The sequence below is a fragment of the Lentibacillus populi genome (assembly GCA_014642895.1).
GTDB lineage: Bacteria > Bacillota > Bacilli > Bacillales > Amphibacillaceae > Lentibacillus_C > Lentibacillus_C populi.
Genome location: BMJD01000029.1, coordinates 23,991 through 41,516, shown reverse-complemented (window position 1 = coordinate 41,516; position 17,526 = coordinate 23,991). Strand labels below are relative to the sequence as shown.

General features: G+C 40.4%; 19 protein-coding genes. 8 read left to right on the top strand and 11 right to left on the bottom strand.

Annotated elements, in window-relative coordinates; all coding sequences use genetic code 11:
- Positions 1-5 precede the first annotated feature (5 nt).
- The 4 genes from liaF to IEX12_RS15750 all read right to left on the bottom strand — a co-directional run bounded on the left by liaF (position 6) and on the right by IEX12_RS15750 (position 3,104).
- The gene (gene liaF / locus IEX12_RS15765; protein WP_230856054.1) at positions 6-755 is read right to left on the bottom strand and encodes a cell wall-active antibiotics response protein LiaF; all 750 of its coding nucleotides are present in this window, start codon (positions 753-755) and stop codon (positions 6-8) included.
- Between the two features lie 162 nt (positions 756-917).
- Complete coding sequence (locus IEX12_RS15760; RefSeq protein WP_230856056.1) at positions 918-1,940, bottom strand: MFS transporter; 1,023 nt, start codon at positions 1,938-1,940, stop codon at positions 918-920.
- Between the two features lie 248 nt (positions 1,941-2,188).
- The gene (locus tag IEX12_RS15755; protein WP_230856058.1) at positions 2,189-2,362 is read right to left on the bottom strand and encodes a hypothetical protein; all 174 of its coding nucleotides are present in this window, start codon (positions 2,360-2,362) and stop codon (positions 2,189-2,191) included.
- Positions 2,363-2,453: 91 nt separating this feature from the next.
- Positions 2,454-3,104 (bottom strand): phosphatase PAP2 family protein, encoded by a 651-nt coding sequence (locus IEX12_RS15750; protein WP_088049673.1) that lies wholly within the window; start codon positions 3,102-3,104, stop codon positions 2,454-2,456.
- A gap of 106 nt (positions 3,105-3,210) precedes the next feature.
- Here IEX12_RS15750 and IEX12_RS15745 point away from each other — a divergent pair, with 106 nt between their 5' ends.
- Positions 3,211-3,645: a ferritin-like domain-containing protein gene (locus IEX12_RS15745; protein ID WP_088050954.1), complete on the top strand. Its 435-nt coding sequence runs from the start codon at positions 3,211-3,213 to the stop codon at positions 3,643-3,645.
- 303 nt (positions 3,646-3,948) lie between these two features.
- Complete coding sequence (locus IEX12_RS15740) at positions 3,949-5,121, top strand: M20 metallopeptidase family protein (RefSeq protein WP_188725478.1); 1,173 nt, start codon at positions 3,949-3,951, stop codon at positions 5,119-5,121.
- Positions 5,122-5,345: 224 nt separating this feature from the next.
- Here IEX12_RS15740 and IEX12_RS15735 read toward each other — a convergent pair whose 3' ends face one another.
- Entirely contained in the window at positions 5,346-6,557 is a 1,212-nt protein-coding gene (locus tag IEX12_RS15735) for an ABC transporter permease (RefSeq protein ID WP_088049671.1), read from the bottom strand.
- Entirely contained in the window at positions 6,550-7,293 is a 744-nt protein-coding gene (locus tag IEX12_RS15730) for an ABC transporter ATP-binding protein (protein ID WP_088049670.1), read from the bottom strand. The genes IEX12_RS15735 and IEX12_RS15730 overlap by 8 nt, the downstream gene beginning before the upstream one ends.
- Before the next feature lie 736 nt (positions 7,294-8,029).
- Here IEX12_RS15730 and IEX12_RS15725 point away from each other — a divergent pair.
- The 3 genes from IEX12_RS15725 (at position 8,030) to IEX12_RS15715 (ending at position 9,773) form a co-directional block, all read left to right on the top strand.
- Positions 8,030-8,458, top strand: coding sequence for an HIT family protein (locus IEX12_RS15725; protein WP_088049669.1), 429 nt, complete (start codon positions 8,030-8,032; stop codon positions 8,456-8,458).
- Between the two features lie 122 nt (positions 8,459-8,580).
- Positions 8,581-9,102 (top strand): tryptophan transporter, encoded by a 522-nt coding sequence (locus IEX12_RS15720; protein WP_088049668.1) that lies wholly within the window; start codon positions 8,581-8,583, stop codon positions 9,100-9,102.
- A 299-nt stretch (positions 9,103-9,401) separates the two neighbouring features.
- Positions 9,402-9,773: a YtxH domain-containing protein gene (locus IEX12_RS15715; RefSeq protein ID WP_088049667.1), complete on the top strand. Its 372-nt coding sequence runs from the start codon at positions 9,402-9,404 to the stop codon at positions 9,771-9,773.
- A gap of 126 nt (positions 9,774-9,899) precedes the next feature.
- On the opposite strand, the gene IEX12_RS15710 is transcribed toward IEX12_RS15715, so the two are convergent.
- The 4 genes from IEX12_RS15710 to IEX12_RS15695 form a co-directional block, all read right to left on the bottom strand.
- A complete protein-coding gene (locus IEX12_RS15710; protein WP_088049666.1) occupies positions 9,900-10,823 on the bottom strand; it encodes a glycine betaine ABC transporter substrate-binding protein in 924 nt (307 codons plus the stop codon).
- Positions 10,824-10,919: 96 nt separating this feature from the next.
- The gene (locus tag IEX12_RS15705; RefSeq protein ID WP_088049665.1) at positions 10,920-11,825 is read right to left on the bottom strand and encodes a glycine betaine ABC transporter substrate-binding protein; all 906 of its coding nucleotides are present in this window, start codon (positions 11,823-11,825) and stop codon (positions 10,920-10,922) included.
- A gap of 71 nt (positions 11,826-11,896) precedes the next feature.
- Positions 11,897-12,748 carry an ABC transporter permease gene (locus IEX12_RS15700; RefSeq protein ID WP_088049664.1) on the bottom strand — a complete coding sequence of 284 codons (852 nt, stop codon included), beginning with the start codon at positions 12,746-12,748 and terminating at the stop codon, positions 11,897-11,899.
- Entirely contained in the window at positions 12,741-13,937 is a 1,197-nt protein-coding gene (locus IEX12_RS15695) for a quaternary amine ABC transporter ATP-binding protein (RefSeq protein ID WP_088049663.1), read from the bottom strand. The genes IEX12_RS15700 and IEX12_RS15695 overlap by 8 nt, the downstream gene beginning before the upstream one ends.
- A gap of 452 nt (positions 13,938-14,389) precedes the next feature.
- On the opposite strand from IEX12_RS15695, the gene IEX12_RS15690 reads away from it, so the two are divergent.
- The gene (locus IEX12_RS15690) at positions 14,390-14,878 is read left to right on the top strand and encodes a GbsR/MarR family transcriptional regulator (RefSeq protein WP_088049662.1); all 489 of its coding nucleotides are present in this window, start codon (positions 14,390-14,392) and stop codon (positions 14,876-14,878) included.
- A gap of 324 nt (positions 14,879-15,202) precedes the next feature.
- Here IEX12_RS15690 and IEX12_RS15685 read toward each other — a convergent pair whose 3' ends face one another.
- Positions 15,203-15,538, bottom strand: coding sequence for a DUF1878 family protein (locus tag IEX12_RS15685; RefSeq protein WP_088049661.1), 336 nt, complete (start codon positions 15,536-15,538; stop codon positions 15,203-15,205).
- A 382-nt stretch (positions 15,539-15,920) separates the two neighbouring features.
- Here IEX12_RS15685 and IEX12_RS15680 point away from each other — a divergent pair, with 382 nt between their 5' ends.
- Positions 15,921-16,466: a DUF3267 domain-containing protein gene (locus IEX12_RS15680; protein ID WP_188725477.1), complete on the top strand. Its 546-nt coding sequence runs from the start codon at positions 15,921-15,923 to the stop codon at positions 16,464-16,466.
- 745 nt (positions 16,467-17,211) lie between these two features.
- Entirely contained in the window at positions 17,212-17,397 is a 186-nt protein-coding gene (locus IEX12_RS15675) for a hypothetical protein (RefSeq protein ID WP_088049659.1), read from the top strand.
- The last annotated feature ends 129 nt before the right edge of the window (positions 17,398-17,526 follow it).

Genomic DNA, 17,526 nt, shown 5'->3' with positions numbered 1-17,526 from the left:
CCCCTTTACACCGTATCTACACGGATTGATCCTGCTTTAAGTTTTACCGTTATATCCAGTTTTCGGTCCGCAATATCATAATCAACTGACTCATAGAAAATGCTGTGATTAATAACGCCATCAGCAGTTTGATCAATTATTTTAATTTCGCCCGCCTTCACCGATGCATCAATGCGAAAGGCCACATGCTCCGGCAGCAATATTTGCACATCACCGGCCCAGCTATTAATGGTGATTGGAATTTCCTTTTCCGGAATGAACGCTTTCGTGAAATCAATATAATAGCTTCCTGCAGCAGTCCATAAATTCATCGGCTCGACCTTCCAATTAGGCTGTTTAAATTCATGGTCTCCTACAGATAGACGGCGTACCTTTTTATCATAAAATTTCTTTTCTTTATCATCTTTTTCACTTACAAACGTCTTGTGCCTTCTTCCTGGCTTTATAATACTGTATCCGACATAAATAATTAATAATGGCCAAAGCTTCACAATATCGGAAAAGGTAAACTCAATGATTCCTAATTCGCCTAAAAGCAAAAGGCTGCCAAAAATAACAAGTAATGAACCAAAGATCCAGCTGCCGCCCTTATACTTAAACTCATCGATAAATAATTTCAAACCAAGAAGCATAATAACAAGCGGGATAATCAGACCCCAATATTCATCTATCTGGAAATCAATAATCCCGATATTGGCCAAAACAAGGACTGCGCCAAGAATTATTAACCCAAGTGCTAATATATAACGAAACATCATCTCACCCTCTCTTTTTCTGTTCTTGCTCAAAAAGTTGCCCAAATTGGAAACAAGCCAACGAAGAGCAGAGATTCATAGCTTAATATTTGGTAACGTTTTTGAACATCCTTTTAACACGCATTAACGGGCTGTAATACCTCCACTGATTGAAGTCTAACTTTATTGTTGATAACCGAGAATCCGTTTATTTCGCAGGCTCCCCAGTGCAAGTAACGTAACAACAACTCCGCCAACAATGATGATCATTTGTATCCTTGCACCGGCTGCAAGCAAGAAGGATGTTAAAACGTAAGAAACGGGAACTAAACCCGTTGATACGGTCATTAAAAAACTCATCATTCTGCCCAGCATTTTTTTATCCGTCGTTTGTTGCAATATCGTGAGAATAGGAATGTTAACTACCTGCATGAAAAATCCCAGCAAAGCAACGAAAACAGCGGTAACCACAAGATGAACGAAAAACCCGGTCAGCATATAGAGAACACCTAGCAAGACGAGACCTGTCAGCATTACAGCACCTGTTTTCCGGATTGTGATCGCTGCCAGTGCAACCGCTCCAAGTAACGATCCAACACCCATTGATGCTTCCACTAATGCCAAACCAGCTGCATCTCCAGCAAAAACATCTTTCACCATAATCGGCATTCCCATCGAGTATGGCCCGGTAAAGAAAAGGTTTAAAAATAATGCCAAGAACACAATGGAGATAATCAGCTCATTTTTTCTAGCATAGTGAAACCCCTCCTTTAAATCCTGCCACGGTGAAACCTTTTTAGCGGCTACTTCCCTATCAGGCACCCGGATAAAGAGTACAGCAATGGAGGATAAAAGCAGCATAACCAACGCCAGCGAAAAAACACCGCTAAAACCTAAAATCGCAATCATGCTGCCACCTAATGCAGGTCCTAATATTGGACTAACCTGGCTGGTCATCTGAATAAACGAATTGCCACGCTGAAGTTGATCGTCATGAAGAAGAATTGGTGTCAACGAATTCAATGCGGGGTAACTGAATGCATCCGATATCCCGAACAATGCGGCCAAAACAATTAAATGAACAACACCTGCAGCGTCAAACCAAACAAAGCCTAACAATACTGCAATTAATATGGCTCTCGAACTATCAGATAAAAACAAAATGGTGCGTTTATTAAAGCGATCGGCAATTAGTCCTCCGACCATAAGCAAAAGCAGTCTTGGAATAGAAGCTTCCAGAAACAGCATACCAGAGCAAAGGCGCAAGCGCCCGGTTAGCGGCGTATATGCTGGACTGAGCCGTAGGAGATAAAGGAAACACGACGACCGGAGGGAGTCGATGTTGACTTATCGTACGAAGGTGAAGGAAGCATACTAGCCGCTGGGCGCTGGAGCCGGACGTGGCCTACTCTGATATGAGCGGAATAGAGCCCAGACGCTCTATACTTTCTTACCTATAAATAAAAACGATTGTCCGTGATTGTCAGCATCAACCACTCCGCACCGATTAAATAAACATAATACCCTGGTGCAGAAAATAGTGCTGCCAGAAACAGAAATAGAAAATTACGATTTTTTAGAACAGGAACCTTTGCTTCATTTATACGTTCCACATGTCCGGATTCCATTATTATTTTGCCCCCTCGATTGTATCTTGCTTCAATCATATCGGAAGGAGCAATAGCAAGTAACGACCTGCAGATTGGATTAGCCTCAGCCTTAAGACGGAGTTGTCCGTGTTCGTAACTGCTTTAGATATTCATACAACTTTATCCATATTAAGACGAATAATAAACCAAACCCAAAGCCCGCTAAAACATCAGTCAAATAATGAACACGGATCATATAGCGGCTGATTCCGATTACGATAATCAGGATTGGCAAACCAGTTTTCACCGTAATGACAGCTTTTTTAGACTTCAACTTTCGGGTTATAAAATAAAGCAAAAGTCCATAGCACACCATGGAAATCATCGCATGCCCTGACGGAAAGCTGTACCCCTCCGCCTCAGCTGCTGCAAAAATACGCGGACGTTCCCTTGCTACCATTACCTTAATCGCAATATTAATGACATAACTAAGCAATGTCCCGCCGGCAAACATCATTCCCGTGAACCAATCACGATACATCCGCCACAACACTGCACCCATGATGATCGTTAACGGGGTTAAGAATGTCCCTGATCCAAGCTCTGTCAACCACCGGCAGAGGAAATAAAATTTGGTGCCAGCCAAGTTTTCAACAAAATCTCTTGACCATTGATCAAGATACGGAACCGTACCATGATCTATTTTTATGATCCAAAGGGTTGTTGTGCATAATAATAATACCAAAAGAAAAAGATAAAAGTAGCGTCTTTTTTTGTGCATTAAATTATTCCTCCCTGTTTTATACTACCGTAAAAAAGAGGTTTAAACTATTACTTTTGGGGAATTTATGAATATAGGCCAAATAACAAATAAGGTTGGGATAAAAATGAAGGAAGAATTAAAACAATTAATTGATGGATTAAACGTAGATCTGGCACATGAATATGGTGCAGCAATTCAATATACGTACAGTGCATCTGTCGTATCAGGGTTATATCGTTCTGCACTAAAACCATTTTTCGAAAGTGAAATAGATGATGAAATGGGACACGCCTCATACTTATCAGAAAAAATCAGCGCTTTAGGTGGAACACCAACAACAAAAGCTGCTGAAGTCGAACAGCCAACAGAAGTAAAAGCCTTATTGGAGGCAACATTAAAAGCGGAAAGTGAAACCATTGAACGCTATGAACAACGGAAAAAACAGGCCGCAGATTTAGGTTATACGGAACTTGTAGTGAAGCTGGAAGATTTAATTGCTGATGAAACACATCATAAAGAAGAAGTGGAGCGATTACTAGCTGATCCGAGATTTTCCTAATATAGACCACTCCCTTTTTACGGATGGCAAAATATGCCGTCCTTTTTTCTTTTTTTGCGGTAAATAAATTTGGTGTGCTGTTTATAACGATATTACGGGATTAGTCAGAACTGGCTTTGATTCTTAAATTATACCAGCGCCTGCCTTTTGGAGTTTATCGGCGATTTTTACACATTTTATCGGCGATTTCCTGATTTACCGGCGCATTGAATTTTGTATGAGCGCTCCAGCAGAAACATGCTTTTAACAATTTTTCGTTTCGAATGGTATACTAATTGAAAAGTGATGCAGGAGGAATAATCTATGCTGGAAAAAATCAAAAAGGCAATTGATGATCTTTACCCGGAAATGGTCAAAACGCGCAGATATTTGCATCAGCATCCCGAATTATCATTTCAGGAGACAGAAACGGCAAAATTTATTGCAAGTTTTTATAAAACACTGGGGATTTCCTATCAGGAAAATATTGGTGGATACGGCGTTGTGGCCACATTAAACGGCGGTAAACCCGGAAAAACAATCGCACTTAGAGCTGACTTTGATGCATTGCCAATTCAGGAAGAAAACGAAGTACCATATAAATCAACTGTGGATGGTGTCATGCATGCATGCGGACATGATGGTCATACCGCGCAATTATTGGCACTTGCAAAAGCAGTTCGACCATTTCAGGAGGAACTCCCCGGAACTATTGTCTTTTTGCATCAGCACGCAGAGGAATATGCACCGGGTGGGGCTAAACCGATGATTGAGGCGGGGGTACTAGACGATGTCGATGCTGTATTTGGCACTCACCTTTGGGCAACGACCCCGTTTGGTGTTCTCCAAACATCAAAATCGGCTTTTATGGCAGGTGCCGACCGTTTTGAGATCATTATTCAAGGGAAAGGCGGACATGGCGGCTATCCGCATGAAACAAACGATGCGCTTGTAATCGGTTCGCAGCTTGTCACCCAACTCCAGCAAATTGTTTCACGAAGGATCGATCCATTAAAAACAGCTGTGATAACTGTCGGGCAGCTCGAAGCAGGCAGTGCCTTCAATATCATTGCGGATAAAGCAAAACTGGTTGGCACCGTCCGTTATTTAGATGCAGCAATTCAAGAACAAATCATTGCCGAAATCGAAAATATGATAAAGGGTGTGTGCATGGCATGCGGTGCAACATACACGTTCCACTATGACAAAGGTTATCCGCCAGTTATCAATCACCCTGAAGAAGCAACATTAATCCTGGAGATTGGCAAGCAAATGGAGGAAGTCGTCTCCAGTGATGAAGTTGTCCCCGTTATGGCCGGAGAAGATTTTGCCTATTATATGCTGGAGAGGCCTGGTGCTTTTTTCTTTACAGGTGCTCAAAAAGAAAGCAATCCATACCCACATCACCATCCGAAGTTTGATTTTGATGAGCGCGCAATGCCAATCGCAGCCAAAATACTAATAACAGCATATTTTAAGTATCAGGAACAAGGGTGAATCAAAAGGTTATCTCATGGGTGGGCACTATCCATAAGAGATAACCTTTTTAACGTCAGTTGATATTCTCACTCTCCGAACGATGTTCTCCCCCTCCGGTTGATGTTTTTGCTCTCCGGGCGATGTTCTCAATCTCCGGGCGATGTTCCCGCTCTCCGGGCGATGTTCCCGCTCTCCGGGCAATGTCCCCCTCTCCGGTTGATGTTCTCGCCTTCCTCCAATGTTCACGTCAGTTTCTGCTTTACATAACCGGTAATAAACAAATAGTTAAAAATGGATCCACCAGCTATGGTGAGGACAAAACCAAGGTAATCATCAAGTACAAGGAACAAAACAGCATAAATAAACGTTTGGACGAACGTCAGCAAATACAGCCATTTTAATACTGCCTGCTGTCTCCTTTGGATTGGGACGGGATATAGGTCAAGCCAAATAACCGTTCGATGATGCTGATACAGTGTCATCATCTGAAAACTGCTTAAGTATAAAAATAACAGGGCAAAAATAATTCGTATCCAGCTGTTGGGAACAAAATAGATTACAATTCCGCCAATGATAATTAAACGCAAATACATCCCCAGATAATCACCGCTTCTGACAAACGTGATCCGGTACAAGTAATCAAATGTGAACTTTTGCAAAAATGGCACCCGATCAACAACTGATACAAGCCATTGCCTTCTTTTCACCCGATTTTTCAAATGTGGTACGTCAGTAAACATATTGGCAATCCGGTAAAAGAATTGCATCCGGTTTTGATCTTTTTCCACTAAAAGGTCCCACACAATCCCCGCTTGCTTTCTGGAAACGCTCAGGTCGTATAGGAAAACAACAATAAACAGTACTGTCGCAACAGCTGCTGGAATCATATTGCCATTAACAAAAAAGTAAAATACTGCACAATTTAGCAGCACCCGGGCAAGCGTGTCAATCCGACGTATTCCTGGATCCCGCACCTTCAACATCCACCAGTTTGCCAGCAAGTTCCAAACTTTAAAAATCAGTACAACGGCGATTGTGATAAGGTAGAGACTGCCGCTACGATCTGGATAGGAAGCAAAATACAGCGGGCCAAAAGCGGCAACAATCAACAATATGACATACAGTTGGATGACAAAGCTGTAAATCAGCGAATTACGAAAATAGGCACCCATTTTATGTTCGGCCGCAATCAAGAAAATCAGGTCAGGTTCCTGCAATAATGTCCGGGCAGGGCTGTAGCTGACAAGCAAACCGAGCGTAATTCCAATAATCCACGCGGTTGGAAAATTGGCTGGAAGCCCAGCAAGCCACTGTTGATAATAATAGGCAGCAGCTGCAATAAAAAACAGCATCGCGAACGCCAGATGTCCATTAAATATATATTTTAAATAGCGGTTTGTCTCCTTTAAATGGGCCGAAAAACGTTTTTTAAAAAATGCATGGGAATCAAACATGGCTTTCTTCCTTTGTCAATTGAACATACAGATCATCGAGTGTTGCTCCTGGCATCTGAAATGCTTTACGCAGCTCAGCAAGCGTACCAATTGCCCGGATTTTTCCATCGTGGAGGATAATAAACCGGTCACAATAACGTTCAGCGGTTGCCAAAATATGTGTGGACATTAACACTCCGGAACCTTTCTGCTTCATTTCATCCATTAACTGCAGATACGACTGAATCCCCAGAGGATCCAGCCCGACAAACGGCTCGTCCACAATATAAAGGAGCGGTTCAATTAAAAATGCACACATAATCATTACCTTTTGCCGCATCCCTTTGGAAAAATGCACAGGAAACCATTTTAGCTTTTTCTCCATACGAAATTCCTTTAAGAGCGGCTGTAACCTTTTTTCAAAAATATCCTCCGGGACGTCATAAGCCATCGCAGTTAGACGAAGATGTTCATACAGGGTCAGTTCATCGTACAATATCGGCATCTCAGGAATATAGGCCATTTGCTTACGGTAGACTTCCGGATTTTCCTGAAACGTTTTTCCATTTACAGAGACAGTTCCTTTTTTTGCTTGCATTAGGCCAATAATATGTTTGATGGTTGTACTCTTCCCGGCACCGTTCAATCCGATCAGGCCAATAATTTCATTGGGATATACATCAAATGAAATGCCGTGCAGCACATTTTTATGCGTATAGCCACCGTGAAGGTTATCAATATGCAATAGTGGTTTCATAAGGCTCTCCTCCCAAAGCAAACGTAAAATGCCCGTTCACTTGCGTTCAACAATATTCACTTACCTAAAATTTTACCATTTCTCATCGGCAATGCCAAAACAAACCGTGCACGGAAATTCGACATGGCTTTTCCAAGTCATCTAATTGTTTAATTTTAAATATCTCATTAGTCAATCCTAAAAAATTTGTTCTTGGTGTATAAATGTGTATTACCAACACAAACTAGTTATTGAAGAACGGGGATGCTTCACTACAACAATTTTTTCGTGTAAAACACAAATGAGGTGTTAGTGATGGGAAATGCTAATCTGACTTTGTAAATTAACACAAAAATGAGGTGTCAGTGAAAGATAATCTAATGAAATAAAACCCTTCTGCCAGAATTCATCCCAAGGAGTCCCTTGAGATGCTGACAAAAAGGTTTTTGTAATCAAGTTAAGCGGCCAAAAGGCAATTAACGGAATTACGAAAAGTCCCCAACGTTAGATAAAATCGCAATCTCCGTTCTTCTTAAAGCAGGCTAGTCCCGCCAAGGACTAGTCCTGTTTGTTTTTTGGAATGCTTTTACGTTTTTGGAGTTGTTTGCTCCATTCTGAGCGATACCCGAGTTTCCGGATAAATTCTTACATATCCCCAGAAAAGTGTCTTCAGCTTCCCGCAAAAAAACACAGAAAACTTTACATATTCAATCCTTCCTATATACAATAGGAGATAATACATAAAGGAGTGAATGGTATGTCACATGAAGATTGCATTTTTTGTAAAATTATAAACGGTGCTATACCGTCTGCAAAAGTGTACGAGGATGATCATGTTTATGCGTTTCTCGATATAAGTCAAGTAACAAAAGGCCACACGTTGGTTATTCCGAAGACACATACGAAAAATATCTATGAAACACCTCCAGAAGTCGCAAAGGAATTATTTGCCCGTGTTCCTAAGATTGCTAAAGCGATTAAAGAGGTGTACAAACCAATTGGGATGAATCTGTTAAACAACAATGAAGCTCCAGCTGAGCAATCGGTATTTCACCTGCATATTCACATCATCCCGCGTTATGGTGAAGGTGACGGTTATCAATTAGGCTGGACAACCCATGATGATGCATATTCATCTGATGATTTACAACAAATTGCCAAAGAAATCAACGCTGGCATTAAATAGTTTAAAAATTAATACTTCTAATTCATCGATACATTTGTTATAATGAATATACGTTTCTGCAACTGGCGATGAGTGCACAGTTGGGAAAATCTTAAGAATAGCTGAGAAGAGGAGAGGTACAATTGAATACGAAGGTTTTAATTATCTTATCATTGTTTATGGGGATTGGTGCCGTTCTCCATGCAGTCGTTCCGGCAATTTTGTTCGGAATGAAGCCAGACATGCTATTAACGATGATGTTTTTAGGGATTATGCTGTTCCCTAAAACGAAATATGTTGTCCTTTTAGCAATTGTCACAGGGATACTTTCCGCACTGACAACGATGGCACCTGGCGGACAAATTGCCAACATAATTGACAAACCGATTACAGCAGCACTATTTTTCGGATTGTTTTTACTTATCAAGGATAAAGTCAACGGAAACATAAGTGCACCTATTTTAACAGCAATTGGTACGATCGTTAGCGGATCTGTGTTTATTGCCTCGGCATTATATATCGTCGGATTAATGGATGGAGCATTTCCCGTATTATTTGTAACGATTGTCCTGCCAACTGCTCTAGTAAACACTATTGTGATGGTTGTTATTTATCCAATTGTTGGGCGTATTTTAAAACGATCACGGCCAATTACAGTATCGTGATTATGACATAAGCATACAAAACCTCTGGCAAACGTATGTCAGAGGTTTTGTACCGAAATGAGCTTGTTTCACTAAAAAACCACCAAAAATCTAATGTTTTTCTTATACTTTTTACCGTAAAAGCTATATAATAAAAGTACAGGGGAAACCTGACTCCCGCCTTTTTGGAAGAAACGGAAACCAGTTTAAACTATTAGTGGTCATCCCGAAAAACTTATATTCTCTTTAAAAACACGTTTCATTTACGTGCAGGAAAAGGAAAACATAACTAAACAGGTCTTGAAAGGAGCGTCATCACTATGGCTAAAGGCAGTTCATTATTACTAGGATTTGTGGTTGGAGGCGTAGTAAGTGCGACAGCGACACTGCTTAGTGCACCTTCCTCCGGTAGAGATTTACGAAATCGAGCAAAGCAGCAAGGGATCGAATGGAAACAGATGATAGCTGATCTTAAAAGCGATGGTAAACGATTAAAGGAACAAATCACCTCGACATCAAAAGAAGGTGCATCATTAATTAAAGAGTTAACCCGAGAAATGAAAAGCTCTGTTCAGGACTGGAAAAAATCAGTCGAACCACATCAGAAAAATATCCAGCGATACTTAGAACAAATTGAGTCCAGTTTGAAAGACCTCGAAGATAAAATGCAAAACCAGACAGAAAAATATTAAACAGAGGTCAGTGAGAAGATTGTGACAACTTGAAAGAACCAGAGAATCCTGTTCAATCTAGGGAAGTTTTATCAGTTTAATTTAAAACGGTCTATCCGGTTTCCCGGATAGACCGTTTTTGGTAACTTATTCAGCCGGCTGCAGATCTTCTATAGAATCAATATCCATATATTCCGGTACGACCAGGCCTATTTTGGCACCTTTTAAATTTTCACCTAGATCCTCAAACTGACCTTCATATTCCTCATAAAAATCTTTGTGTGTTATAGGCATCCAAGCAGCTAGTGTTGCATCCCCATCACCTTTTGCTATTGCCTCAAAAACAACTGCAACATCTACAGGTGTAACGGTTACATTAAAACCCTTCGACCGCAAAACCTCAGCAACGACATTTGCAGACGCACGTTCTGAATCCCATGGGGTTGATACTAATTCGATTTCTGTACCATCGACATCATCGACACCTTTTGTCCATTCAGCAACAACATCCGGGTGTTCTTCCACCCATTTTTTAGCAACCTCTGCGATTTCGGTTCCTGTTTCTGTTGCTTCAAGCATAATACTTTCCATATCTTCTACTTCCCAGTGAAATTGATCGAGTAGTTTATATGCGTTAGGCTTATCCTCTTTTAACCCTTTACGGGCAAGTGTTTTAATCAGTTCTGTTTTTCCGTAAACACCTTTTGGATCATCAAGATATTTCATGTCCGGATACTTGGCAAACATCCAATGTGGGTTCCATCCCGTTATAATGATCGGTTCTTCTTTATCAATCGCCTCTCCAAGTTTTGTCATCATTGCTCCGGTAGATGATTGTTCCAGGTTCCAGCCTTTCAAACTGTCATATTTCTTTATTGCCTTTTCAGTTGTAACTGTAATCCCTGCTCCAGGCTCAATACCAGTAATTGAATAATCAACAGCTTCACTGTAATTAGTTTTACCGCTACCAGATTTTTCGGACTCGTTGTCTGACCCGCATCCAGCAGCAATAAGTGTAAGTAAAACTCCAATTAGAAAAGAACCTGTCACCAGTAGTTTTCTATTTATCATCTAAGTAAATTCCTCCTTAAAAATTTAGGCTGATACATTAAAGTGTATCAGCCTGATTCAATTCCTTATTCCATTAGTTTGCTCGGGACTATTCTATTATTCTGCGCCCTTTGTCCATTCCGCAACTTTATCCTGGTTATCTTCAACCCATGCAGCTGCAGCTTCTTCAGGATCTGTACCATTGTTAATGTCAAGCATGACACTTTCAATATCTGCTGGCTCCCAATGGAACTGATCCAGAATTTTATATGCTTTTGGCATATCTTCTTTAAATCCTTTACGAACCATTGTTTTAATTTCTTCTGCCTCACCAAATGAACCTTTTGGATCTTCTAAATATTTCAGGTCATATTTTTGGAACTTCCAGTGTGGAGACCATCCAGTAACAACAATTGGTTCTTCGTTTTCGATTGCTTGCCCTAAAGCAGTAGCCATCGCACCACTAGAAGAAGTTTTTACTGTCCAGCCGTCAAGATTGTCATAATCTTCCACAGCTTGTTCAGCAGCTTTTACAACTCCTGCACCAGGTTCAATACCTGTAATTGTTTTATCTGCCTGGGAGTCTAAATCTTCAATTGAATTAACATCCATATACTCTGGTACAACTAATCCAATTGCTGCACCTTCCAAATTTGTACCCAAATCTTCTAAATCACCTTTATACTGTTCATAAAGATCACCATGTGTTCCAGGTAACCATGCGGCTACCATACCATCTGTTTCACCGGAAGCGACCGATTCCCACATAACTGCATTATCAAGCGGAGTTACCTTAACATCGAACCCTTGATCTTCTAATACTTTTGCAATAACATTTGTGGAGGCAACTTCTGTATCCCATTCAACATAGGAAAGTTCAATCTCTTTTGATGCTTCTGATGAATTGCCGTCTGATGACCCTTCATCTGATGAAGAACCATCGTCCGACCCGCAGCCTGCAGCGACTAATGATAATGAAAGTCCAGCAGCAATGCCAAGACGTTTCCAGTTAAGTTTAAACATAACTATAAATCTCCCCTTTTTTGTTTTTAATATATGGAAACTTTTCATATTGAAAAGATTACCAGCCAACCTTATTTTTTCGCGTTCATGCTTTGTGTAAAACGGTCAATGATAATGGCCAGAATAACAATTCCGATTCCCGCCACGAATCCAGTACCAACCTGGGCACGTTGTAATGCAGAAAGCACCTCTGTTCCAAGACCAGGGGCACCGATCATCGATGCAATAACAACCATTGATAATGCAAGCATAACCGTCTGGTTGATCCCTGCCATAATGGTTGCCTTAGCCATTGGAAGTTCTACCTTAAACAATTTCTGGGCACCAGTACTCCCGAACGCTTCTGATGCTTCGACAAGCTCTTTTGATACTTGGCGAATGCCTAAGTTGGTGAAGCGCACTGTTGGTGGTGTAGCAAAGATTAACGATGCAAATATGCCGGGAACCATCCCGATTCCGAAAAACGCTACTGCAGGGATCAAATACACGAATGCAGGCATTGTCTGCATAAAGTCTAATATCGGTGTAATAATTGCTTCAGCTGTTTTACTTTTGGACATTAAAATACCAATAGGAACTCCGATAATGACGGATAAAACACTGGAAATTAATACTAGCGCAAATGTATTCATCAAATGCTCCCAGAGTTCTTGATTGTATATTAACCAAAGACCAACCACCGAGAAAGCAGCTAAGCCAAATTTCTTACCAGAAATAAAGAAAGCGCCGATAGCAACCAATAGGATAATAATCACTGGAGGAATAGCTATCAGCATATTTGCTATCCATTCCATAAAACTGCCAAGATTATCTTTAATCGGATCAAATAAGAACGAAAAAGTGTCCGTTAACCAATCGGTAAATTCCTTTGTTTTTTCCGCTATTGGAATCTCGGGAACAAATTCCAAAACTTTATCAAGCATCTACATTCACCTCGCCTTCTCCAGCAAGCGCCGAAATTACCGCACCACGTACAATAATTCCAAGTAATTTTCCCTCTTCAACAACGGCAACAGGGATTGGTGAATTATAGATAATATTGAAGATATCATTCATGGCGGTATCTTTAGCAACACGTGGAATATCATTTTGAATAATTTCCCTAATATCACGGATATCCTTTTTCCTTGCCTCTGATGCATCTTCAGCCGTCACATATCCTTTTAAATTCCGTTTTCCATCGACGACGAAGATACTGGATATCCCTTCTTCCCGCATTCGCTCCAATGCGACACGCGGCCCGTGCTTTTCAAGATTAATCGTCTCCGGGCGTTTCATGATATTTTGCGCTGTTAACACCTTCGAACGGTCTACATCCTCAACAAATTTTTCTACATAATCATTTGCGGGATTGACAAGAATATCTTCCGGTGTACCGATTTGGACGATCGAACCATCCTTCATCAGAGCAATTCGGTCACCTAGTCTGAGTGCTTCATCAAGGTCATGGGTGATGAACAAAATGGTCTTTTGCATACTTGCTTGCAAATCGATTAGTTCATCCTGCATTTCTTTGCGGATTAACGGGTCAAGCGCAGAGAAAGCCTCGTCCATTAACAGTACTTCCGGGTCGTTGGCAAGTGCACGCGCCAACCCAACACGCTGCTGCATCCCGCCGGATAACTGACCAGGATTCTGATTAATATAGTCACCGAGCCCAACCATTTCCAAAGCTTCTTGTGCTTTTTTCTTTCGGGTTTCTTTCGGTACGTTTTGAATCTCCAATCCGTACTCGGCATTTTCCAAAATGGTTCGATATGGAAACAGAGCAAAGCGTTGGAATACCATGCTTAATTTTTCCCTGCGAACCTTTCGCAATGATTTCTTATCCATTGCAGCCAAGTCTTCTCCGTCAATTAAGACATTACCCTTCGTAGGTTCAATAAGACGGTTGATTAACCGGACTAACGTTGATTTCCCACTTCCGGATAGCCCCATAATAACGAAAATTTCTCCTGCTTCTACAGAAAAAGAAGCCTTATTTACCCCCACTGTACTACCGGTTTCTTTTAAAATGGCTTCTTTTGACTTACCTTCATCCAAAAGCTTTAGGGCTTGTTTTTGATTTTTCCCAAATACTTTGGTTAAATTCTTCACTTCAATAACCGGCATAAAAGTTCACCTCTCTTAAGCAATTTATATTTGTTTACCGTATTGCGGTTCTGGTCAAAGCCAGGTATTGCCAGACCCGGTCGGTACACGTACGGGAACTCCGCCTGATTCTGCCAATATTTCTAATGAAGCATGCAATTCGTCTTACTACTTTTCTATCAGATTTATGTCATGCGTATATCTATTAAACTACTGTATATAGTTCAATAACGTTTCATCAGATTCCGTTCGGCTTTCACTCACTCTACTACTATATACTGTTTGACGTGTACAATTCAAACATTAAATTTCACTGATTTTGTATGTTTATTCCGTACAGTTTATTCTGTACATACTTTCCGTTTGGTTTACTCTTAATTCCTAAGGTTTCCTCCCATTTACTACCCAATGACTGATTTTCAATATTTTTCATTTTGATGTAACCTTTTTATAGTAGTGTTTAGGAGGATTTTATGAATCAACAGCAAAATGAAATGGTGTTAAATAAAATTATAAGTGAGTTTGCCAAAACGATTGAAATGTTTGATTTATCTCCAGCTGGAGCGCGTCTGTTCGCTTTTTTGTATTTGAAGGAGCAGCCCATGACATTGGATGAAATGAGCGAGGCTTTAGGGAAGAGCAAAACATCCATGAGTACAAGTGTTAGAAATTTATTAGATTTAAATCTCGTTACACGTGTCTGGAGAAAAGGAGTACGAAAGGATTTATACCAGGCAAATACACATTTGTTTAAATCTTTTATGAATGCTTCTATTGCAAAATGGATTGATGCAACCAGCCATCAAAGGGAATCACTGGAGGAAATGTTTGATAAAGTTCAGTTGCAGAGGGCCGACGAAAAGCATAATAAAGAACTTGTCACATTAGAAAACAGACTAAAACAAATAATTGAATTCCATCAGCAAATTGAGAAAGCGTTCCAGAACATGAAAAATGACTAAATCCGGCTCGTATAAAACCGCACCAGGTGTGTCCTCAAACAAAGGGCCTCCTCTCTTAAACAGGCCCTTTTTAGGAACAAAGGCGCAAGCGTCCGGTTAGCGACGCGTTGGAGCCGGACGTGGCCTGCTCTGCTGTAAGCATAACTGCGCCTCGAATTTTATACTTTCTTTAGTTTTAAGTAAAGAAGGGATGGATTAGTTTGCCAGGAAGAGCCACATCAGTGAAAGCGGAACTTAGGCTTTGACGTGCCAGTTTTAATCGGCCTTCCTTAGACCAGACGCGCTTTTCGCTTTTGTGCTAAACCTCCTATCGGCAACTTCCCATTATTTCCGTTCAATAATTTTTATAAATTCACCCATTAAAGAAGGGAAATACCCTTCTCGTTTTAATGCAAAAATCGTATCATTCGGATCCAGTTTTTCCGTTAACATGCCGCCAAAGTGGACTAATAACGATGTGAAATCCAGAAAACCTTCCTCTTTTTGTGATTCATACTGTTCATTCAGCTTGTCCAACAGGAGAAAAAGATTGTTATATTCCTGGAAGGTGATGTTGTGTTCAATGATTAATTTAATAAAGGGATACTGCTTAATGTCAATCAGCTTTGATAATAATTGCAAATGAAAGTGTATTGTATCGTCATTCTTCAATTCGTCCACCCATACCCCCCCTTATTCAATCAGCCATAACTTTCTTACAAATTCAGGCGTAAAAGTGCTTGTTCAAAAAGTCGCCGAATCGGGTCTTGAAGGTCGAGGCGGCGTAGCTCCCGGCACCGGGCTTGCACAGGATGTGCTGACTTCTGCGTTGCCCACAGGACGTGGGCGGTTTTAGCAGAAGATCCCCTATGTCTTTGGGTACATGAGGAGCGGAAAAGCAAGCGGGCGACACGATTCGCCGCTTATCATTTGGTGACTTTTGAACATCCTCTAAAAAAGATTTATTTTATACAAAAAAACTATTGCTTTTTAGCTGAAATCGTACTATTATTCTTGAAGGAAATATCAAACCATCACGAATGTTTAGCAAGGAGGGTCAAGAATGAACTGTTGGAAATCGATTAACTTTAAAAAAGAATTTGGCCTGACCCGTATTTATACCATTTCATTTTTGATCAGTTTATTGACATTTATTTTCCTTTATGTACCGCTGTCAATTATTCATGGAACAACAAGTGTTAACGAATCTGGCATCATTCCATTTGGCATTGCCTTTATTCTATTACCTGCAATACATTCGTTTATGCATATTCTACCATTAATCATGACCAATAAACGAGCAAAAACGAGTGATAAAGCAAAAAAAGTAATGCTGCCAAACTTGACGTATTATCCGAAATCCTATTTATCAAAACAATTATCATTAATGGTCGCACTGGCACCGACCCTTTTCATCACTATACCAGGTATTGTGGCAAGTTATTTGTTTGTAGATTACTATGTTTACATTCTATTATTTACGGCTTTCCATATTGGAATATCGTTTTCCGACTTTCTATATGTGATCCACATTACCAAAGCACCAAAAAAAGCGTTAATTGAAAATGAAAATGATGGTTTTACAATACTTGTAAAAGCACAGGAGTAAGAAAAGTGGAAGCGCCCGGTTAGCGACGTATGTGCTACGCCCTGCCGCAGGAGATAAAGGAAACATGCCCCTACAAAAGGGGTAGACGTGAGTTGGACGCAAAGTCCGCTCTTAGTCGGCCTTCCTTAACCCGAACCGATGTTGACTTTCACCACAAGGGTATAAGTGCGACTAAGCCTCTGGTTTCACCAATCGGCAAGTCTTCTTTATCGTACGGAGGCGGGTGTTGCACACTAGCCGCTGGGCGCTGGAGCTGGACATGGCCTTTCTTGATCATGAATTAATATCGCAAAAAATATATACTTTACTTTTAAAAAAAGGATCTGTTACGACTAAAGATCCTTTTTTTATGTAAATAAACAATCTGCCCTGTTCATTATGTCTATATTTTGGTACAGTTATTAATATAATATTATAAAAGGATGTTCAAAAAGTTGCCAAATAATCGGCGGTTAACCCAGGCGCTTCCTTGTTTCCCCACTCCTTTGAAGACTGAATACGATGAAAATGCGGGGAAGCTTTCCTCAGTGCTCATGTATCTAAGAGATAGGGGGCTTCTGCTAAGCGCCTAAATTATTAGCCTCTGCAGAAGTCAACAAGTCCTGTACAAGCTCGCTCCTTGGCAAATGCTTTTCCTTTCCCGTAGGGGTCGCACTACATTGCCTCGACCTTCAACCAATTCGGCAAACTTTTTGCATCCAGCTTATAAATCGTAATTCTTGATAAGCTTTAGGGGGTTTTACTTGTGATTATCTTTTTTGTATTTTATGCGCTTTTTATCCTGCTAATCTTTAACTCATTAACCAATAGCTTTTGTTTAAAGTTGGACATGAACCAGCATAAACAATCGCGTGTTTTCCGCATGATCAATATTATGATCATTATTTTACTCGTGTCATCTTATGTTAAGGTAATAAACGTAGTAGGTTAATCAATCGGACAATTTTTATAAAAAAATAGTAAAGTATGCCATAGGACTGTTTTTTTTTTGACTAAAAGTGTGGTATATTTATCATTAGTTTCAAAAACAAAAGAAACAATCAGATTAGGAGTGTTCGAT